Below are 15,417 nucleotides of genomic sequence, written 5' to 3' on the forward strand. Positions count from 1 at the left end.
TCTGCCGAGCGAGAGTCAGCCCCATGGGGCGGCCGGACGAGGCTCATGCGGTCAGCTGCCGCCCAGCAGGTCTTTGCCGATGTCGATCGCCGTCTTGGCGTTGGAGATGTCCTCGTCGAGACCGATTTTCACGTCATCCCCGTGCTTGAGCCCCTCTTTCAGGGCCTCCTTGACGCTGCCCAAGCCCTTGTCCAGCAGCTCGCCAGACGCCGCCAGATCGTTGGCGACGTCGAGCGCCCCTTCGATGGGCGCTTCGATCGCGAGCCCCTCGGCAGTCTTGGTCTCGATGATGTCCTGCACGTCGTCCAGGAAGCCGCCGAACTTGTTGTCGGGATCGTCAACTTCCTTCTGGATCGCGGTCGCGGCCATGCCGCCGGCCGCGGCACCGGCCGCCGCGGCGGCACCGGCGACGAGGGCCGCCGCTGCCATTTTCAGGTTGGCGGCCTTGGCCGCTGCGGCGTTTGCAGCCTTCAAGGCGGCTTGTTCGCCGGCCTTCTTCAGGGCTTCCGCCGCCGAGGTGTCGGGCGTGACGATGGCGACAGCCGCAGGGCCGCCAACAGCCTTCTCCGCGGGCACCAGCGGATCGGCGAGCAGCTTGTCGTAGTCCTCGGCCTTGGCGGGCTGGAGCTCTTCCTGGAACAAGGCCTCGGCAACCTCCTTGGGCTCCGCCGCTGCGGCTGACTCCGCTGCGCCTGCCGAGCCGCCGCCGCCGCCGCAGTTCACCTTGACCAGCGGGCCATCGATGGTGACGCCGGCCGGCCCCAAGGTGATGACGGACGCGCCGCAGACGATCTTGATGCCGGCGGTGGCCTCCAGCACGATCTCCGCGCCGCCCTTGGCCTTGATGTTGAGGCCCTGTACCAGCACGTCGGCGGCGGACTTGAGCGACACCTTGCCGGTCGCCTCGCCGACGAGGTTGCCGGTGGCCTTGAGGTTGATCTTGCCGTCGCTCTGCACGTTGACGTCGCCGCCGGACTTGAGCGCGGTCTTGCCGGTGACGTCGATGCCGGCGTCGGCACCGACCTTGAGGCCGTAGTCCTTGGTCAGCATGATCTGCCAGGTGGCGCCGCCCGTGGTGAAGATGTCACCGGCCACCTTGGTGTGCAGGTCCTTGCCCAACTCGTGCATCACGTCCTTGGTGACGTTGACGTACCAGTTCTCGCCGATGACCTCCTTGCGCGTGAGCTTGACCTTCTTGGTCTCGTTCATCTCCAGGTGGTCGAAGGTGTCGCCCTTGACGTAGCGGTAGCTGTCCTTCTGGGCCTGGAACCAGACATGCTCCTTGTCCTTGGCATCGCAGAAGCGCAATTCGTTGTGCGCGTCGGCAGCGCCGCCCTTGGTGGAGTGGCTGATCCAGGTCGCCACGTCCGCATGGTCGGGCAGGTCGTAGGGCGGCGGGTTGGCGTCGTTGTGCACCGAGCCGGTCACCAGCGGGCGATCCGGGTCGCCGCCGATGAAGCTCACCACCACCTCGTGGCCGACGCGCGGCAGCATCCACAGGCCCATCTTCTCGCCCGCCCAGGGCGTGGCCACGCGCACCCAGCAAGAGCTGTTCGCGTCCTTCTTGCCCTCGCGGTCCCAGGGGAACTGGATCTTGATGCGGCCGTGCTTGTCGGTGTCGATCTCATTGCCGGAGGCGCCCACCACGGTCGCAATCTGCGGCCCGTACATGCGCGGGCGCGGTGTGCTGCGCTGCGGTCGGAACAACCCGAACTTGGCATTCAGCGCCTCGATGGTGCCGACGAAACCGTCTCGATTGCGCTTGATGGCGCCGAGGTCCGCGATGGCCTCGTGGTCACCGTATTCGGCATGGAACTCGGAGGCAACGATGAGGTACTCGGCGTTGTCGCTGGGCAGCGGCGCATCCTCGAGCTTGAAGAGCGCACCGCAAGTCATGTGGTGTGCATTGCATTCGCCGGAATGCAACTGGTACATCGACTGCGCCGCCTCGATGAGCCGCTTGGCGGCGGCCTTGGCGGCCGGGGATGACGGCTGGCTGTCGTCGACGGCCTGGTTGAGCACCGCCTTGGCGGGAAACTCATAGATCTCGCCGATCTTGCCGCTGGCGACCCCGGAGCCCGACGCCTTGGCCTCGATCTCGGTGGCCGATGCCAGGTAGTCGTAGTCACGCACCACGGCCTTGGCCGCGCGGGCCTCTTCCAGCGAATGCCACTGGGTCATGCGGTCCTGGCCGTCAAACTTGTTCGACCAGCCCACGCTCTTCACGCTCTCGGTCGGAGGCGGGTTGTGCTTGCTCATGGCGTCGACCAGCACGAGCGTGTGCGTGGCTTCTGCGTGCTCGAAGAAGTAATAGATGCCGTGGTCTTCAAGGAGGCGGCTGACGAAGTCGAAATCGCTCTCCTCGTACTGCACGCAGTACTCCAGCGTCGGCAGATCCTCCGCCAGCTTCCATTTGATGGCGCCCTCGTAGGGCTGGAGCACCTCGATGATGATCTTCTGCGCCGTCTTCTTCTGGAACACCCGCGAGTTCTTGCCGCGGGTGGCGAACCACAGCCACGGCCGCAGCATGAGGGTGTAGGCGTCGTAGCGCCCGTGGCGCTCGCCGCGAATCGCCCGGATCACCTGGCCATTGATGTAGCGCTTGGTGCCGAGTTCGTCGAGCGTGACCTTGGCCAGCGTGCCGATCAGGTCGTGCAGGTCGATGTACTCACGGCCGGTGAGCACGGACGCATTGCCGACCACCTCGATGGTGTACTCCGGCAAGGTGCTCAGGCGCTCCCTGCCGTCGACACTCAGCGCCAGGAACTTCGGGGGGCCGAGGCCCTTGTCGAGTTCCGTCTTGATCGACAACACATTGCTCATGCCCGCGACTCCTCATGCATGGTGGTGTCAGTCGAAGGCATAGCTGAAGTCGCCGTCCGCCACACCCAGGCTGACGCGCTGCAGCGGCTGGCCCGAGGCGGTGCGCGACAGGTACTCGATGGACACCTTGGGCAGCACCGTGTTCGTCAGGATGGCGTCGATGATGCGGCCGCCCGACTCGGCGTTGTTGCAGCGCTTGACGATGAGCTCCACCGCCTCGTCGCTGTACTCGAACGGGATGCGATGGTTCTCGGCCACGCGCTTGACGATGCGGCCCAGCTGCAGGCGCACGATGCGCGCCAGCATCTCGTCGCTCAGCGGGTAATAGGGGATGGTCACGATGCGGCCCAGCAGCGCCGGCGGGAACACCTTCTGCAGCGGCTCGGTCATCGCCATGGCCAGCGACTCGGGGTCGGGCAGCAGCTCGGGGTCGCGGCACATGTTCATGATGAGCTCGGAACCCACATTGCTGGTCAGCAGGATGATGGTGTTCTTGAAGTCGATCATGCGGCCTTCGCCGTCCTCCATCCAGCCCTTGTCGAAGACCTGGAAGAAGAGCTCGTGCACGTCGGAGTGGGCCTTCTCCACCTCGTCCAGCAGCACGACGCTGTAGGGCCGGCGGCGCACGGCCTCGGTCAGCACGCCGCCCTCGCCGTAGCCCACATAGCCCGGAGGCGCGCCCTTGAGCGTGGAGACGGTGTGCGACTCCTGGTACTCGCTCATGTTGATGGTGATGACGTTCTGCTCGCCGCCGTACAGCGACTCGGCCAGCGCCAGCGCCGTCTCGGTCTTGCCCACACCCGAGGTGCCGCACAGCATGAACACGCCGATGGGCTTGTTCGGGTTGTCGAGCTTGGCGCGCGAGGTCTGGATGCGGCGGGCGATCATGTCCAGGCCGTGCTGCTGGCCGATGACGCGCTGGCCCAGCGTGGCGCCCAGGCGCAGCACGGCTTCCAGCTCGTTCTTGACCATGCGGCCCACGGGGATGCCCGTCCAGTCGGCGACGACGCTGGCCACGGCCTGGGCGTCCACCGAGGGCAGGATCAGCGGGTGGTCGCCCTGCAGCTCGGCGAGCTGGGCCTTGGTGGCGTGCATGTCTGCCAGCAGTGCGTCGCGGCCGGGTGCAGAAGACGCAGCCTCGTCGACCGGTTGACCGTCACCACGCAGCTTGGCGCGCAGCTCCAGGATCTTGGCGACGACGTCCTTCTCTTGCTGCCAGCGCGTTTCCAGCGTGGCGAGGCGAGCGCGTTCCTTGGCCAGTGACTCTTCGACCGTGGTGCCGCGGTCCCCGATGTGCACGCCCACCTGGGCCTCGCGGCCGATGATCCCTTGCTCGATCTCCAGCGACTCGATGCGGCGCTTGCAGTCCTCCACCTCGGCCGGCATCGCGTGCTGGCTGACGGCCACGCGGGCGCAGGCCGTGTCGAGCAGGCTGACGGCCTTGTCGGGCAGCTGGCGGGCCGGGATGTAGCGGTGCGACAGCTTGACGGCGGCCTCGATGGCTTCGTCGAGCAACTGCACCTGGTGGTGCTTCTCCAGCACGGTGGCCACGCCGCGCAGCATCAGGATGGCCTTCTTCTCGTCGGGCTCCTCGACCTGCACGGTCTGGAAGCGGCGAGTCAGGGCCGGGTCCTTCTCGATGTACTTCTTGTACTCGGCCCAGGTGGTGGCGCCCACGGTGCGCAGGTTGCCGCGCGCCAGGGCGGGCTTCAGCAGGTTGGCGGCGTCGCCCGTGCCGGCTGCGCCACCGGCGCCAACGAGGGTGTGGATCTCGTCGATGAACAGGATGATGGGCGTGGGGCTGCCCTGCACCTCGTCGATGACCTGACGCAGGCGCTGCTCGAACTCGCCCTTCATGGAGGCGCCGGCCTGCAGCAGGCCGATGTCCAGCGTCAGCAGCGTCACGCCCTGCAGCGGCGGCGGCACGTCGCCGCGCGCCAGGCGCAGCGCGAAGCCTTCCACCACGGCCGTCTTGCCGACGCCGGCCTCGCCGGTCAGCAGCGGGTTGTTCTGGCGGCGGCGCATCAGGATGTCGACGATCTGGCGGATCTCGTCGTCGCGGCCGGTCACGGGGTCGATCTCGCCCTTGCGCGCCTTCTCGGTCAGGTCGACGGTGAACTTCTTCAGCGCCTCCTGGCGGCCCATGGCGGCGGGTGCCATCGCGCCCTCGGCCTGGCCGGGCTGGCCGGAGTTCAGCGCGCTGCCGTCGGTGGCACCCAGGCCCGCTTCGCCGGTCTTGCCGACGAGGCTTTGCAGCTTGTCGGCCAGGTCGTCGGCCTTGATCTTCTCGAACTGGCGCGAGATGCCCACCAGGGCGTCGCGCAGCGTGCGCGTGCTCAGCAGCGCCAGCAGCAGGTGGCCGCTGCGCACCTGGGCGTCGCCGTACATCAAGGTCGAGTAGACCCAGCCCTGCTGGATGGCGTGGGTGATGTGCTCGGAGAAGTCGCTGATGGCCGTGGAGCCGCGAGGCAGCCGGTCCAGCGCCGTCGTCACGTCGCGCGCCAGCGCGGCGGCGTCCAGCCCGTAGTGGCGCACGATGGCGCTCACGTCGGATTCGTTGTTCTCCAGCAGCTGGGTGATCCAGTGCACCAGCTCCACATAGGGGTTGCCCCTGAGCTTGCAGAAGACGGTGGCGCCCTCGATGGATTTGTAGGCCAGCGGGTTGAGCTTGCCGAACAAGGCTTGACGGCTGATATCGGTCATAAGGATCTCCTCAGTGCTTGGTGGCAGAGGAGCGCCTTCAGTTCCGCTGCGTCTTCAATCGAGGTGCGCGGGGGCCAGCGAAGCCTTCAAAGGCGCACGGCAGATGCTCTCGACGTTCATGATGAGCTGGTCTGCCCGGGCACGCTGCCGCTTGCTGTTGAGCCAGGCGCTGCGGCCCAGTTTGCCGATGCCGGGCTGGCGGCCCAGGGGCCAGGCTGGCACTTCGGCGGGCTTCAGCCGCAGTTGCACGTCCCATTCGAACTCGAAGCCGACGAACTGCCTGACCATGGCCTGCAGGGCTTCGAGCCGCTGGCCCTGGGGCAGGAAGGACTCGAAGTCCGGCCATTTCAGCGGGCCGATGACGATGCGGAACTTGTGCTGCACGTCCCAGACCCGGCTGCCCAGCAGCGCACCGTGGCCCAGGGCCATGCCGGGGCTGGCGTGGCGGCCGACCCGGGTGCGTTCGTCGGGGTCCAGCGCCATCCAGTGGCCGCAGAACTGCTGCACCTGCACCGGCACGCCGAAGCGCAGCGCGATCCAGGACTGCAGCCCGTCGGCATCCCGCACCGAGCGTGCCAGCCGGCCGACGAAGAACAGCTTGGGGAAGTCGCCCGACGCGTCGCGCTCGCGCTGCGAGGGTTCGGCCAGGCCGATCAGAGCCCCGACATGCCTGACGATGGGCGCTTCCCGGCCCCGGTCCATGCTGACGATCGGGTTGGCTCGCGCCCAGGACCGGTAGAACAGCAGGCCGAAGCGATGCAGCAGCATGTCCACGAAGGCCGAGAAGCTGCGGTCGCCGTGGTGCAGCAGGCGCTCGCGCGCGTACTCGGTCAGGTGGGTGGGCAGGGCGCCGTTGGGGCCGAACAGGCCGATGACGCGTTGCACCAGGCGCGGCGGGCCATGGGGGTTGGCCTCGAGCCGGGAAATCGGCCCGGGCGGAAAGTTCAGCGCCGGCTCACCGCTGAAACGGATGGGCTCGTCTCCCGGGCGCAGCGCGTCGCCCAGCCGGGGCTTGTTGGCGTGGGCCGCCTCGATGCGGCGCAGGGCCTGGAAGAGGTCGAAGCGCCCGGGCCGCTGCGTCAGCGCCTGGAGCAGGGCCGCCGCTTCGTCGGCGTCGGGGGCTTGTTTCACAGCAGGGCCCGGGAGCCGCTGAGTGGTGCCCAGCGCTTGAGGTCGCCCCGCGTGCGCGACACCAGCAAGGTCTGCACAAAGCTGTTCATCGACGCGTGGCGGCTGAAATAGTGGTGCAGCACCGAGCCGAGCAATGCCGCGCTGCCGCCCTCGAAGGAGAGTTCGTCCACGGTGAGCTGCACTTCCATGCCGCGACCGAAGGCGATGGGGCCCGGCGCCGGGTGGCGGCGCACGACGGGAATCACGCGCACGTCGCGCAGGCCCTCGATCTGGCGCTGCAGCGCCGGCGCGGCGCCTTGCGCGAACACCCCCACCAGTTCGCGCAGCGCCAGGGCGCCGCGCTGGGGGTCTTCGTTCATCAGCGACAGGTAGTTCAGCGACAGCAGCGACAGCAGCCGCCAGGCCAGCGGCCCTTCGCGCGCCGCACTGATCGGGCGCGACGGCCCGGCCACGATGCTGATGCCCTGCACCGGCGCGCGGGTTTCCAGCGTCAGTGCCGACTCGCCGCCGCCGGTGGGCATGAACAGCGGCAGGTCGCGGTTGGTGCAACGGATCTGGGCGCTGAGCTGGCGCAGCTCACGGCGGTAGGGCGCGCGCTGCAGGTCCACCAGCGACAGGAAGACCTCGGAGCCGACATAGGCCGAGCGCGGCCCCTCCCGCTTGCCCTTTTCGCTGACGAGACGGGGCTCGCGCTGGCAGCTGAAGAAGCCGGCGGCACCGGCCGGGTCGGCATGCGGGACGTCGAAGAGCGGCAGGAAATCCAGCTCGTCGGTGTCGCCGGAGAAGCCGGTGACCTTGGCGACGTCGAAGACCTCGAAATCGGTGCCCGCCAGCCGGTCGGGGATGACCTGGAAAGCGGTGCTGCTGTCGTCCACCGTGATGCGCTCGGCGCGGCGCTCGAAGAGGTTGACCGCCGGCACGCAGTTGAGCGCGAAGTTGGCCGGCTCGCCGCTGCCTTCCATGGACGGGTCATGCCGGTCGAACAGGAAGACCAGCTCGAAGCTGTTGCCTGGGGCACGCGCGAAGGCCTGGGCCAGGCCGGCCACGTCCACGAACAGGAAGCGCTGCGGGAAGGCGAAATACTCCTGCATCAGCCGCGTACCGGACAGGCCGCGCAGCGTGACGGGCAGCATGGCCTCGTCGTCGGCCATGCCGACCGGCCGCACATGGTTGGGCCCGAGGAAGACGCGCTGGGGTGGCGCCGATCCCGCAGCGCCGGCGCTGGCCAGCACGCCCACGCAGCGGCAGGTCAGCAGCTCGTGCAGCTTGAGCGCGACGTCCTGCAGCCCGCCCATGAAGAAGCGCAGGCTGTTCAGCGGCAGCTGCGCGAAACGCATGCCCGTTGGCAGTTCCAGCTTGACCCGCACGCCGCTCTTGGGGCGGTCGCGCAGCGGCAGGCTGCTCAGCGGGATGTCAGTGGCGCTGAGGAAGTATTCGACCTGCGCGACCTTGATGGGCGTCAGCGTGACGGGCTGGGCGGTGCGGAACTCGCAACGCGTGGGACCGAGCGCCGTGCGCGGCCCCAGCAGCGCGCTACCGCGCGGCAGCGTGAAGCCGGACAGCAGGTTGGGATCGTTGCCCGGCGCGAGCTGGGCCACCAGCATCGACGGCAGCGGCGCGCCGAGGTTGGGGCTGACCATGTCCAGCAGCCGCTGGGCGAGCTGGGGGAACTCGGCGTCCTGCTTGAGCTGCACGCGCGCAGCCAGGAAGGCAGCGCCTTCGAGCAGGCGCTCGACATAGGGGTCGGCCACTTCCAGGCCTTCCATGCCCAGGCGGCCGGCGATCTTGGGGAACTCGCGCGCGAACTCGCCACCCATCTCGCGGAGGTAGCGCAGTTCCTGGTTGTAGTAGCGGAGGAGGCGGGGATCCATGGGCGAGGCGCATCATCGGGCGCCGGGCACCCCTGGTTGTGTGGCTGGCCCGCGCCGGCGGTGGCCGGTCAGGTCAGGCGCTTGATTTTGTACTTGCTCGGGCCGGTTATCGCGGTGACCTTGAGCGTCATCTTGATCTTGAACTTGCCGTTGTTCTCGTACTTGAGCACGTCCTCTTTCTGGAACATGACGTCCGCGCTCTTCAGGGACAGGTTGCCTTCCGACCCGATGGGCGTGTCGGGCGACTCGACGTGCACTTTGGGGAACTCGAGCAGGTCCACATCGGCTTTGGCCTTTGGCGGCGACTTCTTGACGGGGGCGGCGTAGTGCGGACCCTTTTTGTCCTTGTCTTCGGTGGCGCTTCTGTCCTTGCCGTCAGCGGTTTTCAGCTCGACCGTGCCGTCCTTGATCTTGCGGTGCATGCGAACCTCCGATTGGCGATGCCAGGGCTGAGTAACCGTCAAACAGGGGCGGTTCCCCCACGCGTCAGGCTCGCATGTCGCGCACGGCGGCCTGGCCGGTGTCGACGTCCACGTCCGCGCTGAGCACCAGCTCCAGCGGCACAGGCTGGTTCCACATCTGGCCCTTGACGGTCAGGCGCAGGCTGGTGGGGCGCAGCCCGGTGCCCATTTCGTTGACGATGCGGACCTCGACCGTCGTCGGGTCCAGGCGCGGCTCGAAGCGGATGATGGATTGGCGTACCTGGGCTTCGATGACGGGGAAGTTGTGCACCGAGAAAGCCTGGCCCGTCAGCGGCAGGATGCCGAAGTTGAGCACCGAGTCGCGCGCGTAAGGCACGCTCTCCCACAGCGCCACGCGCTCGCGGTCCGGGTGCCAGCGCGGGTCGGGTTCTTCGCAGACGGCGTTGAACAACCATGACAGGTCTCGCAGCACCGCGTCGCGCAGCTGCTTGCGGTTGAGCACGCGGGCTTCCAGGGCCTCGACCTTGGAGCCGGGATCGTTGTCGGTGAGCCGGTCCAGCAGCGAAGGCTGGAGGCGGTCCTGGGCGCCAAGCCCGGCCATCAGCTCGCCTCGGTAGGCACGGCCTCGCCGGCGTCGAAGATGATTTCGCGGATGGCCATCAGGTCATGGTCGCCGATGTCGCTGGTGAGCACGCGCTGGCCGAGGCCGGCAAAGCGGTCCTCACCGGGCAGCGCCTGCCACTCGGTCTTGCGCGCCAGGTTGATCAGGCCGTCGGTGCTCTTCTCCGAGCCGGGGTAGCGCGTGGGCACCAAGGCGACGCTGTTGCCGCCGTTGGTGAAGCTGAGTTGAGCCGGCGTCCAGACGCAGTCACGCAGGTCTTCGGGCGCGTCGAAATGGATCTTGGCCAGATGCTTGAACGGCACCCAGGTGTAGTGGCCGTTCAGGCAGACCTCGAGCACAGGGCCCAGCCGGGAATCCGCATCGGCCAGCCACTCGAAGCGCTGGTCGTCGATGCTGCCAGCGCTGGCGGGTGCGGCTTCGAAGGCCTTGGCTGCCAGGTCGGCCGCGAGCTCGCTATTGCCTTCGCCCTGTTGCCTGAGGGATTCGATCAGCTGCGCCACCCAAGCCTCGGGCTGGCCGAAGACGACGGGCGTGCGCTTGCCGGCAAACACCTCGGCGCGCAGCAGCTCGCAGCGGATGGCGTGGCCGACGGTCTCGCGCATGGGGATGGCGAGCTTGTCCATCTCGGCGACGACATTGAGCTGGGTGTGGGCGCGCTCCCACTGGCCCAGCACGCTGAGCAGCTGCGACATGAAGGTGCGCAGCTTGGGGTCGGCCGGCTTGGCGCGCACGGCTTCGGTCAGCTTGGCCAGTGCGGCGCGGGGGTCGCCGGCGCGAATGGCCTCTTCGGCAGCTTGTTGAGGAGTGAGATCAGAAGCCATGGCCGCAGTCAGTACAGAAGCGGGCTTGCCGCGAGAGGGTGACGCCGCAGGCCGGGCAGCTCTTGTGCGTGCTGGCCATGTCGAAGCCGCATTCGTGGCAGAAGCGGCCGCCCTGGCTGGCCGTCTGGCAGTTGGGGCAGGTCGAGCCACCGCCCGACGCGCCGTAGCCGTCGGTGCTGCCGCCGCCGGAGCCGGTGGCTGCCTTCGTGGCGCATTCCCGGCAGGTGCCGGTACTGCTGTTCCAGCACTCGCGGCCCGCCCATTTGCGGCAGCTTTCGCAGCGCTCGTAGAGCGACGCAGCAGCCGCCCTGGCTTCGGCCAGAGCCTCGGCCTTGGCGCTGCCGCCGCCCGCCTCGGCAAAGGCGCCGGTGGCGCGGCTGGCCTTGTTCAGGTCGTAGAACATGAAGGCGAAGCGGCTCAGCCAGCCGGTGATCTGGCCCTTGCGGTACGGCTTGAAGGCCGAGCGCGACGTCTCGCCGCACTTCTCGCAGAAGAACTCGAACTGGAAGCCGGCCGACACGTCGCTCATGGACGTGCTGACATCGCGGTAGTTGGTCAGAGACATATCAGTAGTCCAGGCACAGCAGGTCTTTCGGGCCGAGCGCCGGGCCGCTCCCAAGCCGGCCCGTCTGGCGATGTGCTTGCGGCTCGATGCCGCAAGCATCGCCGTCCCCTCGGGGGACCGACTGGCGTGGCCCGCGTTCAGCGTGGCCGTGGCGGGCGAGGGGCTTCATATCGGCGAGCCGATGTTCTTCATGGTGAAGGCACGCATGGTGCCCTGCGAGGCCGTCTTGGCCGCGCCCTGGACTGCGTTGCCGTGCGAGTAGTGCGAGGGCGGATTCTTGTAGACATAGGCCAGCGAGGCGAACTCGCAGGTCCACTCTTCCATCATCTCGGTCATCAGGTCCGACACCGAGACCACCAGCTTGTAGTCCAGCAGGCGGATCTTCTGGATGGTGAACACCAGCGAGGTGCCGTCCGCCGCGGTGGCCGAGCGCTTGTGGATGGTGAGGGTGCCCGAAGGAAAGATGTCGCCGGCCTTCATCGAATTCAGCATTTGCGTGCTGGAGAGGTCGACCCGCTTCGTAAAGGTGATTTCGAAATTGCGGTTGCGATCCGCTGCGGCGTAAGCCGCATTGCGATCCGCATCGCGCTTCGCGTCCCCTTCGAGCAACTCCGTGGTCTTTTCGGCCTTCTTGCCGACGGCGTTCAACGACTTCTTGTAGTCTTCCCAGAGCTTTTCGCGGTCGCTGACATAGGCTTTGTGGGCCGCCTCAGGATCCTTGCTTGAGCCCCCGCCCTTGCGGAAAGCCTTGTTGATGGCCCTATCTGCTTTCTCATAGTCCGAACTGAGATGCCGGCGCTTGAGCTCAGCGCTTTTTTGAGTGTCGGCCAGCTCTCTCGACTCCTCGAAGTCGCTGCTCGCCGCTTGAGCGTTCTTGCGCTCTTCCTCGTTGTGCAGATTCCATTTCATGGATTCGATCAGCACCTGCCCCTGGAAGAGGTGGGACACGGACTCGCCCACCACCGGCACGCGGGTCGGTCGCAGCAGGATCATGAAGATGTCGGCATCGGCGCCCATGTCTTGCCTGTCGGTTTTAGAGGTCGCCGGAGGGGACCGTGTAGAAGAACGGTGCCGTGGGCAGGTTGTCCTTGCCCATCGTCTTCATGTAGGCAAGCTTGATGCTCTTGAAGTTCAGCACCCAGCTCTCGATCACTTCCTTGGAGATGCCGTCGTCCCGTATCTCCAGCGAGCAGCTTTCGAAGTAGCCGTTGGTGGCCGCCAGCACCAGACCCGGCTGGTGGATGAGCCGGCCCTGCTGCTTGATGTTGAGCAGCGTGAGCGACGCACTGATCACGGGGATGTGGTTGTCCAGGCAGGAGTGCATCAGCGACGAGCCGACGTCGAACCGCTTCTTGAAGGTCAGCGGTTCCATCTTCATCGTGACCGTGCTGCCCAGGCCGAGCAGCGAACCCGCAGCATTGGCGGCGGCGGCGGCGCGCTCGGCGAGCGTCGTCGGCTTTTTCTTGGTGCTCTTCAGGGCATGCATGCCCCAGTCGAACTCCAGGATCTCGATCGAGCCTTCCCAGCCCTCGAGCAACCCTTCACCCACCACCGGCCCTGCGACGGTGATGAGCTGCATGAAGATGTTGGAACGGCTCATCCTGTGGACCCCTCGTCCGCCGAGTACGCCAGCCCGTGCCCCGAGGGGACGGCGATACTTGCCAGATCGACTGGCAGGCACATCGCCAACGCGGGCCGGCTTGGGGCGGCCCGGCGCGCGGCCCGGAAGGCGTACTCGAACGGGACGCGCGTCATGCGATCAGGCAGACGGCGAAGCGGTACCGGCCGGGATGTCCCAGTTGTAGATCTTGGCTGCGCCGAGCTTGCCGCTCTTGTTGTCCTGCGGCTTGTATTCGATCTTGACGGTCTTGAAGACCATCTCGACCTTCTGCTGGACGGAGCCTTCCTCGGTGCCGTTCATCTGCACCTTGGTGATGAAGCAGCCTTCCATCGTCATCGTGAAGTAGGTCTCGGGCGTGGCGCTGCCCGTGGTCTTCATCATCTGCAGCTCGACCTTGGGGAAGGCCTTGCCGGTACAGATGTAGCCCATGATGACCGTCGACGAGGTGTCGAAGTAGTGCTCCCAGTTCATCTTGCCGGGATTGGGCTTGCCGACGGAGGCGCCGCCGCCCTTGGTCCAGCTGGTCTCGGCCTCGACTTCCCAGTCCCAGCCCTGGATCTCGATCCACTTCTCCTTGCCCTTCTGGATGGACTCGCCATCAGCCTTGTCGAAGAAAGTGAGGAATGCATTGACTGCCATGGTGATATCTCCTGTGGGGGTTCAGAGTGCGCGGGTTGTGTTGATGGTGACTGGAGAGGCCGCCCTGCTCCCGCGCCGGGCAGGCCCTCCGACCGGTTTTTCCTCAGGCCGACTTTTCGGACGGCAGCTTGGAGACCAGGCGCAAAGACACGGTCAGGCCTTCGAGCTGGTAATGGGGCTTCAGGTAGAACTTGGACTGGTAGTAGCCGGGTGCGCCTTCCACTTCCGACACCTCGACCTGGGCGGCCGCGAGCGGGCGGCTGGCCTTGGTCTCTTCCGACGAGTTCATCGGGTCGCCGTCGACGTAGTTCAGGATCCAGGCGTTGAGCCAGTCTTCCATCGCGTCGCGTGACTTGAACGAGCCGACCTTGTCGCGCACGATGCACTTCAGGTAGTGGGCGAAGCGGTTGCAGGCGAACAGATAAGGCAGGCGGGCGGCCAGCGCGGCGTTGGCGGTCGCGTCGGCGTCGTCGTACTCGGCGGGCTTTTGCAGCGACTGGCCGCTGATGAAGGCCGCGAAGTCGCTGTTCTTGCGGTGCACCATCGACAGGAAACCGTTCTTGCTCAGCTCGGCTTCGCGGCGGTCCGAGATGGCGATCTCGGTCGGGCACTTCATGTCCACGCCGCCGTCGTCGGTCGGGAAGGTGTGTGTGGGCAGGCCCGTCACCGCGCCGCCGGATTCGATGCCGCGGATGCGCGAGCACCAGCCGTACTGCTTGAACGAGCTGTTGATGTTCACCGCCATCGCGTAAGCCGCGTTGGACCAGGTGTACTTGCTGTGGTCGGCGCCTTCGGTGTCTTCCTCGAAGGCGAATTCGTCGACCGGCGCGGTCTTGGCGCCGTAGGGCACGCGCGACAGGAAGCGCGGCATGCACAGGGCCAAGTAACGCGCGTCGTCGGACTCACGCAGCGAGCGCCAGGCGGCGTACTCGGGCGTCGTGAAGATCTTGGTCAGGTCGCGCGGGTTGGCGAGTTCCTGCCAGCTCTCCATCTGCATGACGCTGGGTGCGGCGCCGGTCACGAAGGGGGCGTGCGCGGCGGCGGCGATCTTGGACAGCTCGCCCAGCAGCTCGACGTCGGGCGGCGTGTGGTCGAAGTGGTAGTCGCCCACCAGGCAGCCGTAGGGCTCGCCACCGAACTGGCCGTACTCTTCTTCGTAGAGGCGCTTGAACAGCGGGGACTGGTCCCAGGCCGTGCCCTTGAAGCGCTTGAGCGTCTTGCCAAGATCGGTCTTGGACACGTTCATCACGCGGATCTTGAGCTGCTCGTCGGTCTCGGTGTTGTTGACGAGGTAGTGCAGGCCGCGCCAGGCGGACTCCAGCTTCTGGAAGTCCTCGTGGTGCATGATCAGGTTGACCTGCTCGGTGAGCTTGCTGTCAATGGCCGCGATCATGGCCTCGATGGTCTTGACGGCGTCGTCGCTGAGCAGCGTCGTGTTGCTCAGCGCCTGTTGCGCCAGCGTCTGCACCGCCTGCGCCACGGCGCCGCGCGCCTCTTCGGTCTTGGGCTTGAATTCCTTGTTCAGCAGTGCCGCGAAGTCATTGCCTTCGAAGGTCACGCCCGTCAGGGCTGATGCTGACTGTTCCGCTTGGGTCATGTTTGAAACTCCGGTCGTTTCAGGGATCTTGTGGATGCGGCGTCAGGCGCCAGTCATTCGGCTTTAGGCGCGTCGGTCAGCGTCTTCAGCAGCGTCGGGTCGGCCAGCACCTTGGCGATGAGGTCGCCGGCGCCGCTCTTGCCGTCCATGTAGGTGATGAGGTTGGACAGTTGCTGGCGGGCCTCGAGCAGCTTGTTCAGGCCTTCGACCTTGCGCGCCACGGCGGCCGGCGAGAAGTCGTCCATGCTCTCGAACGTGATGTCCACCGGCAGGTTGCCTTCGCCCGTCAGCGTGTTTTCCACCTGGAAGGCCACGCGCGGCTTCATGGACTTCATGCGCGAGTCGAAGTTGTCGACGTCGATCTCGAGGAACTTGCGGTCTGCCACCGGGGGCAGGGGGTCCTCGGGCTTGCCGGACAGGTCGGCCATCACGCCCATCACGAAGGGCAGCTGCACCTTCTTCTCGGCGCCGTAGAGCTCCACGTCGTATTCGATCTGCACCCGCGGGGCCCGATTGCGGGCGATGAATTTCTGGCTGCTCTTGCTCATGTCAATGCTCCTTGCGGACGGAATTCAGGGGTTCAAAGGCAGTGCGCCACGGAC

At 66.7% G+C, this 15,417-nt stretch carries 13 protein-coding genes; all 13 read right to left on the reverse strand.

Going from position 1 to position 15,417, the window contains the following annotated elements; all coding sequences use genetic code 11:
- Positions 1–51 precede the first annotated feature (51 nt).
- Positions 52–2,823 carry a type VI secretion system Vgr family protein gene (locus tag AC07V5_RS27895; protein WP_495118874.1) on the reverse strand — a complete coding sequence of 924 codons (2,772 nt, stop codon included), beginning with the start codon at positions 2,821–2,823 and terminating at the stop codon, positions 52–54.
- 27 nt (positions 2,824–2,850) lie between these two features.
- On the reverse strand, positions 2,851–5,526 hold the full coding sequence (gene tssH, locus AC07V5_RS27900; protein ID WP_495118875.1) for a type VI secretion system ATPase TssH: 2,676 nt from the start codon (positions 5,524–5,526) through the stop codon (positions 2,851–2,853).
- A gap of 54 nt (positions 5,527–5,580) precedes the next feature.
- The gene (gene tssG / locus AC07V5_RS27905) at positions 5,581–6,657 is read right to left on the reverse strand and encodes a type VI secretion system baseplate subunit TssG (protein WP_495118876.1); all 1,077 of its coding nucleotides are present in this window, start codon (positions 6,655–6,657) and stop codon (positions 5,581–5,583) included.
- Entirely contained in the window at positions 6,654–8,528 is a 1,875-nt protein-coding gene (gene tssF / locus AC07V5_RS27910; protein WP_495118877.1) for a type VI secretion system baseplate subunit TssF, read from the reverse strand. Before tssF ends, tssG begins: the two co-directional genes overlap by 4 nt.
- A 68-nt stretch (positions 8,529–8,596) precedes the next feature.
- Entirely contained in the window at positions 8,597–8,950 is a 354-nt protein-coding gene (locus AC07V5_RS27915) for a hypothetical protein (RefSeq protein ID WP_495118878.1), read from the reverse strand.
- A gap of 64 nt (positions 8,951–9,014) precedes the next feature.
- Positions 9,015–9,551, reverse strand: a complete 537-nt coding sequence (tssE, locus tag AC07V5_RS27920) for a type VI secretion system baseplate subunit TssE (RefSeq protein ID WP_495118879.1) — start codon at positions 9,549–9,551, stop codon at positions 9,015–9,017.
- On the reverse strand, positions 9,551–10,393 hold the full coding sequence (locus AC07V5_RS27925; RefSeq protein ID WP_495118880.1) for a type VI secretion system accessory protein TagJ: 843 nt from the start codon (positions 10,391–10,393) through the stop codon (positions 9,551–9,553). Before AC07V5_RS27925 ends, tssE begins: the two co-directional genes overlap by 1 nt.
- Positions 10,383–10,958: a double zinc ribbon domain-containing protein gene (locus AC07V5_RS27930; RefSeq protein WP_495118881.1), complete on the reverse strand. Its 576-nt coding sequence runs from the start codon at positions 10,956–10,958 to the stop codon at positions 10,383–10,385. The genes AC07V5_RS27925 and AC07V5_RS27930 overlap by 11 nt, the downstream gene beginning before the upstream one ends.
- A gap of 165 nt (positions 10,959–11,123) precedes the next feature.
- Positions 11,124–11,975: an Hcp family type VI secretion system effector gene (locus AC07V5_RS27935; RefSeq protein ID WP_495118882.1), complete on the reverse strand. Its 852-nt coding sequence runs from the start codon at positions 11,973–11,975 to the stop codon at positions 11,124–11,126.
- Positions 11,976–11,991: 16 nt separating this feature from the next.
- A complete protein-coding gene (locus AC07V5_RS27940) occupies positions 11,992–12,558 on the reverse strand; it encodes a hypothetical protein (protein WP_495118883.1) in 567 nt (188 codons plus the stop codon).
- Positions 12,559–12,717: 159 nt separating this feature from the next.
- Positions 12,718–13,218 (reverse strand): Hcp family type VI secretion system effector, encoded by a 501-nt coding sequence (locus tag AC07V5_RS27945; protein ID WP_495118884.1) that lies wholly within the window; start codon positions 13,216–13,218, stop codon positions 12,718–12,720.
- 103 nt (positions 13,219–13,321) lie between these two features.
- Positions 13,322–14,815 carry a type VI secretion system contractile sheath large subunit gene (tssC, locus tag AC07V5_RS27950; protein WP_495118885.1) on the reverse strand — a complete coding sequence of 498 codons (1,494 nt, stop codon included), beginning with the start codon at positions 14,813–14,815 and terminating at the stop codon, positions 13,322–13,324.
- 53 nt (positions 14,816–14,868) lie between these two features.
- A complete protein-coding gene (gene tssB, locus AC07V5_RS27955) occupies positions 14,869–15,363 on the reverse strand; it encodes a type VI secretion system contractile sheath small subunit (protein WP_457394438.1) in 495 nt (164 codons plus the stop codon).
- Positions 15,364–15,417 lie beyond the last annotated feature (54 nt).

The organism is Roseateles sp. GW821-FHT02E12, assembly GCF_059421665.1.